We start from the raw sequence: 12719 nt of genomic DNA, 5'->3' as shown, positions 1-12719 counted from the left end.
TTCCGCGCCGCCAGCAAGGGAGCAGCGGCCCATGCCGCAGACGATAGCACTAGGGTCGACCGCAGCAGGCGAAGCGTCTGCCGCCGCGATACTTCCGGAAGGGGCGCGAGCTCAGGCACGGCGGCGGTCTATCGCGTTCGCGGGGTTTGGCATAGCCTCGTTCGCGGTCGCCATGGTCGCGACGCTGCCGGCGAGCGCGGTGCTGACCGACCGGCCGTGGCGCAGCGGGGTCGCCGGCACGATCTGGAACGGCGAAGTGGGCGTCGCCGGCGGCAGCAAGGTGGAATGGCAATGGGCGCCGCTGCGCTCGCTCACTTCCTTGGGCTTTGCGGTCGATTGGCGTGCGACCGGGCCGGACACCGATCTGGGCGGCCAGGCGCTGTTCCGCCCAGGGGGCACGGTGCGTCTCGACCGGGTGAGCGGATCCGCCGACGCGACCTTGCTCCAGGCGGTGGCGCCGAACCTGCCCTTCACCTGCGACATGACCATGCAGGTCGAGCTTCCGCGACTGGTGGCCGGCGGCAGCGACCGGCAGGCGCAGGCGACGATCCTCTCCGATGCCGGGAGTTGCATGGCAAAGCCGGCAGGCGCCGGAAGCGCGGTACCGGCGATGATCCTGACCGCCGAGCATGTCGGCCGGGAGACACGTGTCCGCCTGGCGCCCCAGACCCAGCGCCGCCAGACGCTGATGGAGGCGGTGCTGGCGGAGGACGGCGCATATCGGATCACGCTGACCAGCGACGGTGCGGCGCTGCTGCCGTTCACGGGATTGCCGCCGGGCGGGACGATCGAAAGCCGGCTGTAGGCGCCCGCATCAGATCGTCACCAGATTGTTGAGGTTGATGATCGGCAGCAGGATCGCCAGCACCATCAACAGCACCAGCCCGCCCATCAGCAGCAGCACCAGCGGCTCGACCAGGGCGACAAGCGTGGCGGTGAGCGCGTCTAGTTCGCGCTCGAGTTCGGTCGCGGCTCGATCCAGCGCGGGAGCGAGGCGGCCGCTCGATTCGCCCGAGGCGACGATCGCGACCAGCATCGACGGAAATGCCTCCGCCTCCGCCATCGCCGCGCGCAGGCTGAGCCCCTCGCGCACGCGGTGGGCGACGCCCAGCGCCTTGTCGCGCACCCAGCGGTTCGGCGTGACGGCGGCGGCGGCGTGGAGCGCCTCGACCAGCGGCACGGCGCTGCCGACCAGCGTCGCGAGGCTGCCGGCGAAGCGCGCGGCATTGTGCTGGCGGCTGAAGCGGCGGAACGGACGGCGTTCGGACAGGAAGCGATCCACGCGAAGCCGGTTGGCGGGTACCTTCGCCCAGCGGCCGGCGATGAGCCCCAGCACCAGCGCAACCACGGCGACATAGAGGCCGTAGTTCTGGATGAAGGCGGACAGCGCGATGAGCGCGCGGGTGAGGAAGGGCAGCTCGGCGCCGCGCGACACGAACACGCGGACGATGTCCGGCACGACATAGACCATCAGCAGCACCATCATCCCGAAGGAGACGGCGGCGAGCAGCGCGGGGTAGAGCAGCGCGAGCTGGAGCTTCTGCCCGTTGGCGTGGCGCGTCTCGACGAAGGCGGCGAGGTGGTTGAGCACGTCCGTCAACCGTCCGGACTGTTCGCCCGCCGCGACGGAAGCGGTGTAGAAACCCGGAAAGGCGCGCGGGTGCTTCGAGAGGGCTGCGGCGAAGCTGCGGCCGTCGAGGATCGCCGAGCGGACGTCGAGCAGGAGGGCGCTCACCGCCGCCTGTTCGGCCTGCCCGGCTACCAGGCGCAGCGACTCCTCGATCGAGACATCGGAGCCGACCAGGGTCGCGATCTGGCGTGTGATGGTCGCGAGCTGGCGCGGGGTGATGCCGCGCCGACGGAGCGAGGGCAGCCGCAGCGTTCCCAGCGAGGCGCGCTTCTCCCCCGCGACTTCGACGGACAGCGGAAGCAGGGACTGGTCGCGCAGCATCGCGCGGGCCGCAGCGGGGCTCGACGCCTCGATGATCCCCTTGCGGGTGGCGCCGCCACGATCGGCGGCGCGATAGGCATAGGCAGTCATGCGAGGCCTTCGGGAGCGCGGAAGTTGAGGAAGTTGAGGCTCAAACGCACTTCTGCCTCAACCATGTCAGCACCGTGACACAGGCGGCGAGCGGACAAGGAAGCGAGGAGAGGCATCGCCGGCCACGAAAGCACAAGCGCGCGTTGTAGGACAGGGGCAAGCCCACCACCCTCTTGAGCATCGAGCCAAACTGGCGCCATACAGCAGATAAATATGAGGAGAGTCTGATGCGCGCACTGCGGGGGATGCTGCCTGGCCTGGCCCTGGCTATCCTGGTGCCAGGCCTGGCGACGGGATCGGGTGTCGTCCAGGCCGCCGAACCCGGCATTGCGGCGCAGGTCGCCACGAACCCACTGCTTCCCGGCGGACCGGACCCGTGGATCGTCCGGCACGGCGACACCTATTATTATATGGCGACCCTTGGCGACCGGCTGGCGATCCGGGCGACGCGCGACCTTTCCCGGCTGGCGGAAGCAACGGAGACGGCAGTGTGGCGACCGCCGGTGACCGGTCCCAATGCGCAGTCGATCTGGGCGCCCGAGCTGCACCGCATCGAGGGCAAATGGTACATCTACTATACCGCCGCGGCGGCCGGACAGGACGACGATGCGCATCGCGGCGTGTTCGTGCTGGAGAATGCGAGTGCCGACCCGCTGAAGGGCAAGTGGATCGACCGCGGGCGCGTCGCGACCGCGCGGCCGGGGATCGACGGCACCACCTTCGAGCACCGCGGCAAGCGCTATTTCGTCTATTCTCCCTATGTGGGGAGCGAGAGCGACCTCGCGATCGTGGCGATGACGAACCCGTGGACGGTGATCGGGCCGGAGACGATCCTGGCGCGGCCGGACCGCGCGTGGGAGCGCCAGGGCGGCCGGCAGATCCTGGAAGGACCGGCGTTCCTGAAGGGGCCGAAGGGCGACCTGTTCCTCGCCTATTCCGGCAGCGCCTGCTGGTCGGACGGCTATGCGGTGGGGCTGCTGCGTGCGCCGGCCGGTGCGGATCCGCTTAAGGCGGCGTCGTGGCGCAAGGCGCCCGAGCCGATCCTGAAGACGACGCCGTCCGCGGGCGTGTTCGCGCCGGGGCACAACGGGTTCTTCACGGAGCCAGGCGGGGCGACGTGGATGGTCTACCACGCCAACACCGCCGCCGAGATGGGCTGCACCGGCAAGCGTGCGCCGCACATCCAGCGCGTGACCTTCGATGCGAGCGGCGCACCGGCGCTGCCGAAGCTGGAGCGGGAGGCGGTGGTGCGGTGATCTTCTCTCACCTCCGTCAGCACGACGAGATAAGGATGGGTTGCCGTGCTCCTGCGCAGGCAGGAGCCCAGGGCCAAACAGTGCACCGCATCGTAATCCCGCGCTCCTGCTTTCGCAGGAGCACGGGACCGGCTCACCCCTCGTCGCGGACGACGCGGGCGACTTCCTCGACCGTGGTGATGCCGGCGCGGACCTTGGCGGCGCCGTCGTCGAGCATGGAGGGATTGTCGCGGCGGGCGGCGCGCTCGAGCTCGGCTTCGGACGCGCCGTCGTGGATCAGTGCCTGAAAGGCGTCGTCCACCGCGACCACCTCGTAGAGGCCCGCGCGGCCGGTGTAGCCGTCGCCGTGGCAGGCGTCGCAGCCGTTCGCGCGCCACAGCGGCTCGCCGGCCCGGATCGCGCCGCCCATCAGCAGGACGTCGCCCTCGGCCGCCACGTCCTGGCGCCGGCACTCGGGGCAGAGCTTACGGACGAGCCGCTGCGCGACCAGGCCCACGACCATCGGTGCCAGCAGATAGCGCTCGACGCCCATGTCGATCAGCCGGGTGACCGATCCCACCGCGGAGTTGGTGTGCAGCGTCGAGAGCACGAAATGGCCGGTCATCGACGAGCGGACGGCCACCTGCGCCGTCTCCTGGTCGCGGATCTCGCCGACCATGATGACGTCCGGGTCCTGGCGCAGAATGGCGCGCAGCCCCCGCGCGAAGGTGAGGTCCGTGCGCGGATTGACCTGGGTCTGGCCGATGCCGGGCAGCTCGTATTCGATCGGATCCTCGACCGTCATGATGTTGCGGCGGCGGTCGTTCAGGCGGGTGAGCGCGGTGTAGAGCGTCGTCGTCTTGCCCGAACCGGTCGGCCCGGTGACGAGCAGCATGCCGTGCGGGCGTTCGAGCAGGCGGGTGAAGATGGTGACGTCGCGGTCCGACATGCCCAGACTCGGCAGGTCGAGGCGCAGCCCGCCGCGCTCGAGCAGGCGCAGCACCACGCGCTCGCCGTGCTGAGTGGGGATGGTGGAGACGCGCGCGTCGACGTCGTGGCCGCCGATGCGCAGCGTCACGCGGCCGTCCTGCGGCACGCGCTTTTCGGCGATGTCGAGCTTCGCCATCACCTTGATGCGGCTGACCAGCAGCGGCGCGAGCGCGCGCTGCGGCTCGACGATGTCGCGCAGCACGCCGTCGATGCGGAAGCGGACGACGAGGCGCTTTTCCTGCGTCTCGACATGCACGTCCGATGCGCGCTCCTTCACCGCCTCCAGCAGCAGCGCGTTGATGAGGCGGATGACCGGCGAATCATCGCGGCTGTCGAGCAGGTCGTCGACCGAGGCGGCGCTGTCGGCGAGCGCGGCCAGGTCCTGCTCCGCAAGCTCGATGTCGGCGGCGGTCGTCGCACTGCTGCCGCCATAGGCCTGGGCCAGCGCGGCCTCGAAGGCGTCGTCGGCGACGGGCACGAACGGGACGCCGGGCGCGATGCGCTGGACCTCCAGCAGCGCGTCGAGCGGCGCGCTGGTGCGATGGAGGCACTCGACGCCCGTGCTGCCCGGCCGCAGCAGCACCCCGGCGCGGCGGGCATAGCCATAGGGGAGCCGCTCGGCAGGCGCGTCTTCGATCAGGAGCAACGTGTCGGTCATGCGCCGAACTCCACGGTGGCCGAGACATGGCCGGGGGCGGTGCCGCGCACGATCGAGACCTGGCGGATGCCGAGCGTGGTGGTGCGCGCAACCTCGTCGATCCAGCGGATCACGCCGTCATAGGCGCCGTCGGCGACGGTGACGCGATAGCCGCCCGCGACCAGCGGCACCGTCTGGACGGTGAGCCCGGCGCGACCGGCGGCGGCGGCGATCGCGGCATCGGGCGGGCCGACAGCGAGTGGCTGCACCGGCGGCAGCGTGCCGGCCGCACGGATGCGGGCGTTCAGCGTCTCGAACTGGCGGATGTCGGCGCGGGCATCGGCGCGCGCCGCCTGAATGGGCTTCACCACGCCATAGACGGCGACCAGCAGCACCAGCAGCACCGCGAGGCTGCCGACCAGTCTGCGTTCCCGCTGGCTGAGGTTGCTCCACCACGCGTCGAAGCGGGCGAGCCCGGCCTCCAGCCGCGAGCGTCCGGGCAGCCGCACGATCATGCGCCGGCTGCCGTCACGCGGATGCCGCCCGCGGGATCGGGGGTGACCGTCGCGTCGATCCGCGCACCGGCGAGGGCCGCACGGAGCCGGTCCGCGGCGCCCGCGTCGCTCGCGTCGAGATCCACCACCAGCTGGTTGCCGCTCCACTGCATCGAGCGCACGACGATGGAGGAGCCCAGGGGCGCGAGCGCGACCGAGACGCGGGCGAGTGCGGGGACGAAGCGGTTGTCGCCGGTGGCGCGGGGGAGCCGATCGGTGACGCTGCCGGGCAGGTCCTCCGCCTGGGCGAGATCGGGTGCGGCGGTGGCGAGCAGGGTCCGCGTCTCCGCCTCGCGCCGGTCGGCGATCGCGCGCAGCATCAGCGTATCGGCGGCGGCGAGGATGGCGTGCGCGACCAGCGCGGCAAGCCCGACCATCGCCACCTTGCGCACGAACGCCGATCCGGTGCGGCGGCGCGCGTAGCGGCCCTGGCGCAGGTCCAGCGCGGGTACCGCGAGCGTCATGCCGAGCGGCTGCGGCACCGCGGCTTGCGCGGCGATCGGCTCGACGAGCGGATCGCCGAAGGCGGTGACCTCGGGCCGGCCGGCGGCTTGCCAGGCGGCGGGCAGCAGCGCGGCGGGCACGGCAAAGCCGGTGCCGTCCCCTGCCCGCACGACCGCGCGCCCGCCGCGCTGCGCGACGTTCCAAGCGCCCTCGGCCGGGCGCGGCAGCGACAGCGAATCGGGCACCAGCGCCGCATCCCCCAGGCCGTGCGAGTCGCCGAGGGCGATCCATTCGGCCATGACGCTGTGCCGCACCACCGCGACCAGATAGCGCTGCGGCGCCAGCATCTCCCCGATCGCCAGATGCACCGAGTCGAGCGGGTCGGCGATGCGGTCCTCGACCGCAAAGGGCAGCGCCTCCAACCGCTGGCCGCGTGTAGCGAGCGGCAGGTCGACGGCGAGCAGCAGCAGCCGCTCGGAAGGCACCAGCAAGGTTGCGGGCCCCTCGGCATCGGCTATGATCGGGCGTTCGCCCTCGAGCGTCCAAACGCCGGCAGCGGGACCGGCCGGAAGGACGGTCATATTTGAGTCATCAGGCGAACGCATGGGGCCGGGATGCGCATCTTTTCACAACAGTTTCATGACAGCGTGACGAGCACCGTGGCAGCGTGGGCGAAAAGCCGCAAGCCGCGCGTGCGCGCGGTGCCGGCATCGCAGGCGGGCCTGACGCTGGTCGAGATGATCGTGGTGCTGGCGATCATCGCCATCGTCGCCGCCCTGATCGTCCCCAACGTCATCAGCCGCCCGGACCAGGCGCGAGTCACCACCGCGAGCACCGACATCAAGAGCATCAGCGCCGCCCTCAAGATGTACCGGCTCGACAACGGCGACTATCCGACGACCCAGCAGGGGCTGAAGGCACTGGTCGAGCGGCCGAGCACCCCGCCGGTGCCGAGCAGCTGGGCGCCGGGCGGCTATCTCTCCGACATGCCGGTGGATCCGTGGGGCAACCCCTATGCCTATAGCTCGACCGGCAACGGCAGCTTCGAGCTGAAGTCGCTCGGCAAGGACGGCAAGCCCGGCGGCGAGGATCTGGACGCCGACATCGACGGCAAGCGTCCCTGACATGACGCCGCCCGCTCGCCTTGCGGGCAGCATTCCAGCGATCTCCCTCCCGTGGACCGGTGCGCGGGAGCACGAGCGGCGTGCCGCGGAGGCCGGCATGACGCTGGTCGAGATGCTGGTGGTGCTCGCCATTCTGGGCGTGGCGGCGGGTGCCGTCACGCTCGGCATCGGCGCTGCGACGCGCGCGCCGACCGTCGAGACCGAAGCGCGGCGGCTGGCGACCCAGCTGCAGGCAGCGGCGGACGATGCGATGCTGGGGGATCGTGCGATCGCCTTTACCGCGGGCGAGCACGGCTATGGCTTTGCCACGCTGAACGCCACGGGCGGATGGACGCCGCGCGATGGCGCCGGGATGGGTTTCCACACGCTGCCGGGCGGCATGGTGATGGCGCTGTCGGCACGGCCACCGGTGCTGCTGGGCGTCGATGGCACCGGCCAGCCGCTGACCGCCGAGATCAGCGCGGGCGGGGATCGCTGGATCGTCACCTACGACGGGATGACGGCAGAGGCCGTGCACGCGCCCGCGGACTCCGCCAAGGCAGCGGCAGCATGACGGCGCATCCGTCCGAGGCAGGTTTCTCGCTGATCGAGGCGCTGGTTGCGCTCGCGGTGCTGGCGATCGCGACCGTGGGGCTGATCGGCGCCGTCGAACAGCACATCGATTCGACCCGCGGCATCGAGCGGCGCACGATCGCGATGCTGATCGCGGAGAACCGGCTGGCGGAGCTGGAGGTCGGCGCGCCCGAGGCGGATGCGCGCGACGTGGAGATGCTGGGCCGCCGCTGGCAGGTGGCGGTCGCGCGGCGCGGCACCGACGATCCCGCGCTCGACCGGGTGCGGATCGCGGTCTCGGCAGCGGGCGAGGAAAGGCCGCTTGCGCAGCTCGACGGCTTTCTGGAAGGACGCGGATCATGAGGATGCCGCCCGCGCTGACGCCGCGCCAGAAGCGCCGGACTCTCGACCTCGCGATCGCGCTAGCGATCGTGTCCGTGGCGTTCGCGCTGGCCGGTCTGGTGTGGCGCATGGCAGGACATGCCGGAACCGGCGCGGTGACGGTGCCGAGCGAGGGGCGCGCCCGCCCGTCCGCGGTCGGCGACCTGGGGCCGCTGCTCAGCTGGGCGCCGTTCGGCCAGGCGGCAGTCGGCGAGGCCACGCAGAAGACGGGCATCCAGGCCGAGCTCAAGGGCCTGATCTTCACCGTTCCGGTCGAGCAGGCGGTGGCGTTCGTGGCCACGGGTTCCGAGCCGGCGCGCGCGTACCATGTGGGCGACGCGCTGGCGGGCCTGCGCATCGAGGGCATCCAGCGCGATCGCATCCTGCTGAACAACGGCGGCCGCATCGAATATCTGGGCTTCCCCGATCCTGCGGCGCTCACGGGCACGCCGGCGGCGCCGAGCGGCGACACCGCCCCTGCCGCCAGCTACACGCCGATGTCTTCCACACCGCCGCCCCCGGCACCGGCCCCCGCAGCCTCCGCGCTGATCGACCGACTGGGCGCGACCCAGGTTCCCGGCGGCTATGCGATCGGCGCGAACGCGCCGCCGGGCATGCAGGCGGGCGACGTCGTCCAATCGATCAACGGCGTCGCGCTCAGCGATCCGGCGGCCGCCGACGCCGCGCTTGCCGGTGCGGGCAACGGCCCGGCGCAGATCACCATCCTTCGTGACGGCAAGCCGATTACCGTCACCGTACCGATCCGTTAGGTCAAAGCATCGTGCCGCATCCGATTCGCATCCCTCTCCTTGCGCTCTGCCTCGCAGCGACCGCGCTCCAGCCGCTCGCCGCGCAGACGCCGCCCGCGGGCGACATCGTCGTCAACATGCGCGGCGTGGAGATCGCCGACGTCGCCGAGCAGATCAGCCGGCTGACCGGGCGCACGCTGATCCTGGACCCGACGGTGAAGGGCCAGGTCACCGTTACGTCGGCGGAGCCGCTGTCCCCGGCAGGCGTGTGGGAGCTGTTCCAGTCGGTGCTGCGCGCCAACGGCTTTGCCGCGGTGCGCTCCGGCGGCGCGTGGCGGATCGTGCCGGCGGCCAATGCGGTGCGCGACGGCGGCGCGCGCGGCGGCGGGGGCCAGGCGCTGGTGACTCGGATGGTCCGGCTGGCGAACGTCCCGTCGGCGGATGCGGCCCGCATCGTCCGTCCGCTGGTCGCGAGCTTCGGCAGCGTGGAGCCGCTGTCGGCGCCGAACGCGATCGTCGTGACCGACTATGCCGACAATGTCGCGCGGATCGAGGCGCTGGCGCGTTCGCTGGACGGCGGCGGCGGATCGAGCTTTGCGACCATCCCCTTGCAGAACGGCAATGCGAGCGACGTGGCGCAGGCGATGCAGGGCGTGCTGGAGGACGCGGGCGGCGGCACCGGCGCGCGCGTGGCGGCCGATGCGCGCAGCAACACCATCGTGGTGCGGGGCACGCCCGCGGCGGTGGCGGAGGCGCGGCGGATCGCGCACGCGCTCGATGCGCCGGGCGGTGCCACGCCGGTCACTCGCGTCTTCCGGCTGAACCATGCCGACGCCGAGGCGGTGACCGAGGTACTGCGCGGCATCCTGGGCCAGGAAGCGAGTGCGGCGAATCCGGTCGCGCGCAGCCTCTCCCCCCGCCCCCGCGCCGGCAGCGGCGCGCAGAGCCCGACGGCGGCGCTGTCGAGCCTGATCAGCGGTAACGCCGCAGCGCAGGCAGCAGCGGCCGGAAGCACGACCACCGGGCTGTCGGGCGGCAGCAGCGGCGGCGCGATGGGCGAGCAGGCACCGACCCCCCAGGGCTTTTCGACGCCCGACCTGACGGTGCAGCCGGCGCCCGACATCAACGCGCTGGTGGTGCGCGGCACGCCGGCGGCGGTGGCGCAGATCGACCGGCTGATCCCGGACCTGGACGTGCGACGGCCGCAGGTGCTGATCGAGGCGGCAATCGCCGAAATCGTCGGCGACGATGCGGAACGGCTGGCGGTGCAGATCGGCACCAGCGGCGCGGCCCTGTCCGGCTTCAACGGAGCCGGCACCTCGTTCAGCAGCCCGACGGGGGTGAGGTCGTTGGCGGGGATCCTGCAGACGCTCGGCGTTCCTGCCGCCGGCCTGCTGGGCGAGGGTTTGAGCGCGAACATCGGTATAGGCGACGATTTCTCGATCCTGGTTCAGGCGCTGGGCACGTCCTCCAAGGCGAACCTGCTCTCCACCCCGCAGATCACCACGCTCGACAACAAGATGGGCGAGATCGTGGTGGCGCAGGAAGTGCCGTTCATCACCGGGTCGATCCTGACCGACGCGACCAACGCCAACCCCTATACGTCGATCGAGCGCCGCGACGTCGGCATCACCTTGCGGGTGCTGCCGCGGATCAACGCGGGCGACACGATCCGGCTGGAAGTGGCCCAGGAAGCTTCCTCGATCGCACCCACGCAGCTGCAGGCAGCGTCCGACATCATCACCAACAAGCGGATGATCAACACGACCGTGCTGGCGGAGAACGGCCAGACGATCGTGCTGGGGGGGCTGACCGCGGACGACTACAACCGGCTGAAGAGCCAGGTGCCGATCCTGGGCGACATCCCGGTGCTGGGCGAGCTGTTCAAGAGCCGCCAGGAACAGCGCGTCAAGCGCACGCTGTTCATCTTCCTGAAGCCGACGATCCTGCGCGACGGCACGGCGGCAGCGGCGGAGACGCAGGCACGCTATAACCGGCTGCGCGGCGACGAGGCGCAGCTGGGCGAGAAGCGCAGCCTGTTGCTCGATCCGCCGCGGCCGCGCCTGTCGGTGGAGATCGACGGGATCTACTGAGGCGGATCTTCGCCCGGCATCGGCACCCGCGCACGCTGGCCGCCGCGGGTGAAATAGGCGGCATCGGCGGCGAGGGATTCGAGCCGCCAGCCGTCGACGCTCTCGCCCGGCGCGAGCGTGCGCGTACTGCCGTCGGCGGTACGGACGAGCGCGACGGCGTCATGCATCAGCCGCCCGGCCACGCCCACCAGCGCGGGCGCATCCTCGGCAGAAGGCGGCTCTTGCCCCCCGGCTGCGAACAGCGGCCGGGTGAAGGCGGCGGCGAGCGGCGGCGCCTCCGGAGGCGCGGCGAGCGGGGGCAAGGCGCCCTGCGGCGCCTCCGACGCGCGCGGCGGCGTCAGCAGCACCGCCGGCATCGTGCCGGCCAGCAGTCCGGCCGGCAGCAGCAGCCACCGGGGGCTCAGCCGCGCCATGGCATCATCAGCTGCGCGTCGAGGCGGATGCTGCCGCCCTCCCCGGCCTCCACCCGCCAGCGTGCGAAGCGGGCGAGCGGACGCCCGCGTTCGGCGCGGTCGGCAAAGGCGAGCACCGCTTTTTCCGGACCCGAGAGGCGCAGGTCGAGCATGACGAGGCCGGGAGGCGGGGCAGCGGCAGGGGCGATCACCTCGACCAGCAGGCCGGCAGCGGTGGCGGCGGCACGCAACTGCGCGGCCGCCCGGCGCGTGGCGGCCGCACGATCGGGCGCGGCAAGCGCAGACTCGGGCGCGATCGCCGCCGGGGGCGGCGGTGCGTGGAGCGCGAGGGCCAGGCGACTGCGGGTCTCGCGCGCATCCGCCAGCCGATCGAGCGCGGCGGCCATGGGGATGGACACGGCCGCGGCCATCAGGAGCCCTGCCACGATCGCTGCCGCCCAGATCCGCTCGGTCATTGCGGGCGTCCCCGCAGGGTCACGCGCATGACCGCCTCGTCCCGCTGCTGCCCCGCCTCGCGCAGCTGCGCGAGCGCCGGCTCCCGGCGTAGTGCGTCGCGAAGCGCGTCGGGATCGGCGGTGAGGATCGCGACCTCCAGCGTGCCGTCGGGCTCGCTCGCGACCCGCGCCAGGCGATCGTCGGCAGGAAGCGTCGCCGCCAGACGTTCCAGGGTGCTGCCAAGCGCCGCCCGGTCGAGCAGCGGCGCCCAGGCGGCGCGGGTCGCGGCATCGGCGCGGGCACGCACGAGCAGCGGTTCGGCCGCAGGCGCCAGCGCCGCGACGTCGGCGTGGGCGCGATGCTCGAGGACGGCGGCACAGGCCCAGGTCAGCGCGGGGCCGGCGGCCAGCATCAGCGCCAGCGCGCCCGGCCAGCGGAGATCGCCTGCAACGGCGGGACGCCGTGGCGCAGGATTGGCAGCCCGGGGCCGCACAGGCGGCACTTCAGGAGCGGGGGCAAGGGCGGGACGCGGCTCGCGGCGGTGCGCATCCATCTTCGTGCGCGCTGCCGATAGCGCCCGCGCCATCAGGCTCGGTGCAGGTTCCGGGTGGGGCGGCGGCGCGGCCATGGGATCGCCCCTAGCCGCGCGGCGCCCGTAAGTCACCCGGCGGCGGCCGCGCTCACTTGCGCGTCATGCTGGTGACCTTGGCCATCCCGTCGGGGGTGAAGGCGATGATGTGCTTGGATCCGTCGGTGCAGGTGGCGGTCCAGGTCGCCTGGGCATCGCCCGAACGCTCGGAGGCGGTGACACCCTGGCACGGCAGCCCCGCATCGCGGATCGCACGGATGAACACGCCGTTGCGCTGGCCTTCCGAAAGGGCGGCGACCTTGGCGTCCAGCTGCTGGGTGGCCTCGGCCGTTGCGCTGTTGTCGGCAGCGGTCGGCTGGGGCTCGCTGTTGCCGCCACATGCGGTGAGCGCCAGGGCGAGCGCAGGAACGATCAGGGTCGGAAAGCGCATCGGGAAGGACCTCCTGTGGTGCCGCGGACGGCGGCTTGCCTGAACAAATCCC

Annotated in this window: 15 protein-coding genes; 7 read left to right on the top strand and 8 right to left on the bottom strand. The window is 72.0% G+C overall.

What is annotated here, in order from left to right; all coding sequences use genetic code 11:
* Nucleotides 1–172 precede the first annotated feature (172 nt).
* Complete coding sequence (gene gspN, locus EO081_RS00300; protein WP_129339999.1) at nucleotides 173–805, top strand: type II secretion system protein N; 633 nt, start codon at nucleotides 173–175, stop codon at nucleotides 803–805.
* Between the two features lie 9 nt (nucleotides 806–814).
* Here the strand turns inward: gspN and EO081_RS00295 are convergent, their stop codons facing one another.
* Nucleotides 815–2041: a type II secretion system F family protein gene (locus EO081_RS00295; RefSeq protein ID WP_129339998.1), complete on the bottom strand. Its 1227-nt coding sequence runs from the start codon at nucleotides 2039–2041 to the stop codon at nucleotides 815–817.
* Nucleotides 2042–2268: 227 nt separating this feature from the next.
* Here EO081_RS00295 and EO081_RS00290 point away from each other — a divergent pair, with 227 nt between their 5' ends.
* A complete protein-coding gene (locus EO081_RS00290) occupies nucleotides 2269–3297 on the top strand; it encodes a glycoside hydrolase family 43 protein (protein ID WP_165284411.1) in 1029 nt (342 codons plus the stop codon).
* Nucleotides 3298–3430: 133 nt separating this feature from the next.
* Here EO081_RS00290 and gspE read toward each other — a convergent pair whose 3' ends face one another.
* From gspE to gspL, 3 genes are read right to left on the bottom strand one after another with little or no spacing between them, the layout of a single operon-like run.
* Nucleotides 3431–4924, bottom strand: coding sequence for a type II secretion system ATPase GspE (gspE, locus tag EO081_RS00285; RefSeq protein WP_129339997.1), 1494 nt, complete (start codon nucleotides 4922–4924; stop codon nucleotides 3431–3433).
* Nucleotides 4921–5418 (bottom strand): type II secretion system protein GspM, encoded by a 498-nt coding sequence (gspM, locus tag EO081_RS00280; RefSeq protein WP_129339996.1) that lies wholly within the window; start codon nucleotides 5416–5418, stop codon nucleotides 4921–4923. Before gspM ends, gspE begins: the two co-directional genes overlap by 4 nt.
* Nucleotides 5415–6482, bottom strand: a complete 1068-nt coding sequence (gene gspL / locus EO081_RS00275; RefSeq protein WP_129339995.1) for a type II secretion system protein GspL — start codon at nucleotides 6480–6482, stop codon at nucleotides 5415–5417. The genes gspM and gspL overlap by 4 nt, the downstream gene beginning before the upstream one ends.
* Before the next feature lie 66 nt (nucleotides 6483–6548).
* On the opposite strand from gspL, the gene gspG reads away from it, so the two are divergent.
* Genes gspG through gspD form a run of 5 tightly spaced genes read left to right on the top strand, consistent with a single transcriptional unit; the run spans nucleotide 6549 to nucleotide 10800 of the window.
* Nucleotides 6549–7025, top strand: a complete 477-nt coding sequence (gene gspG / locus EO081_RS00270; protein ID WP_276319811.1) for a type II secretion system major pseudopilin GspG — start codon at nucleotides 6549–6551, stop codon at nucleotides 7023–7025.
* 1 nt (nucleotide 7026) lies between these two features.
* Complete coding sequence (locus EO081_RS00265; protein ID WP_240697475.1) at nucleotides 7027–7578, top strand: prepilin-type N-terminal cleavage/methylation domain-containing protein; 552 nt, start codon at nucleotides 7027–7029, stop codon at nucleotides 7576–7578.
* A complete protein-coding gene (gene gspI, locus EO081_RS00260) occupies nucleotides 7575–7940 on the top strand; it encodes a type II secretion system minor pseudopilin GspI (protein ID WP_129339993.1) in 366 nt (121 codons plus the stop codon). Before EO081_RS00265 ends, gspI begins: the two co-directional genes overlap by 4 nt.
* The gene (locus EO081_RS00255) at nucleotides 7937–8728 is read left to right on the top strand and encodes a type II secretion system protein N (RefSeq protein WP_240697474.1); all 792 of its coding nucleotides are present in this window, start codon (nucleotides 7937–7939) and stop codon (nucleotides 8726–8728) included. Before gspI ends, EO081_RS00255 begins: the two co-directional genes overlap by 4 nt.
* 11 nt (nucleotides 8729–8739) lie before the next feature.
* Complete coding sequence (gspD, locus tag EO081_RS00250) at nucleotides 8740–10800, top strand: type II secretion system secretin GspD (RefSeq protein ID WP_240697473.1); 2061 nt, start codon at nucleotides 8740–8742, stop codon at nucleotides 10798–10800.
* Here gspD and EO081_RS00245 read toward each other — a convergent pair.
* The 4 genes from EO081_RS00245 to EO081_RS00230 are packed head-to-tail and all read right to left on the bottom strand — an operon-like array spanning nucleotide 10794 to nucleotide 12667.
* Nucleotides 10794–11213: a hypothetical protein gene (locus EO081_RS00245; RefSeq protein WP_129339992.1), complete on the bottom strand. Its 420-nt coding sequence runs from the start codon at nucleotides 11211–11213 to the stop codon at nucleotides 10794–10796. The two genes, gspD and EO081_RS00245, sit on opposite strands and share 7 nt — an antisense overlap.
* Nucleotides 11201–11668 (bottom strand): hypothetical protein, encoded by a 468-nt coding sequence (locus tag EO081_RS00240; RefSeq protein ID WP_129339991.1) that lies wholly within the window; start codon nucleotides 11666–11668, stop codon nucleotides 11201–11203. Before EO081_RS00240 ends, EO081_RS00245 begins: the two co-directional genes overlap by 13 nt.
* Nucleotides 11665–12276: a hypothetical protein gene (locus EO081_RS00235; protein ID WP_129339990.1), complete on the bottom strand. Its 612-nt coding sequence runs from the start codon at nucleotides 12274–12276 to the stop codon at nucleotides 11665–11667. The genes EO081_RS00240 and EO081_RS00235 overlap by 4 nt, the downstream gene beginning before the upstream one ends.
* A 52-nt stretch (nucleotides 12277–12328) precedes the next feature.
* Nucleotides 12329–12667, bottom strand: coding sequence for a hypothetical protein (locus EO081_RS00230; protein WP_129339989.1), 339 nt, complete (start codon nucleotides 12665–12667; stop codon nucleotides 12329–12331).
* Nucleotides 12668–12719 lie beyond the last annotated feature (52 nt).

Source organism: Sphingomonas desiccabilis, assembly GCF_004135605.1.
GTDB lineage: Bacteria > Pseudomonadota > Alphaproteobacteria > Sphingomonadales > Sphingomonadaceae > Sphingomonas > Sphingomonas desiccabilis.
This window is presented reverse-complemented; position numbering and strand designations above follow the sequence as displayed.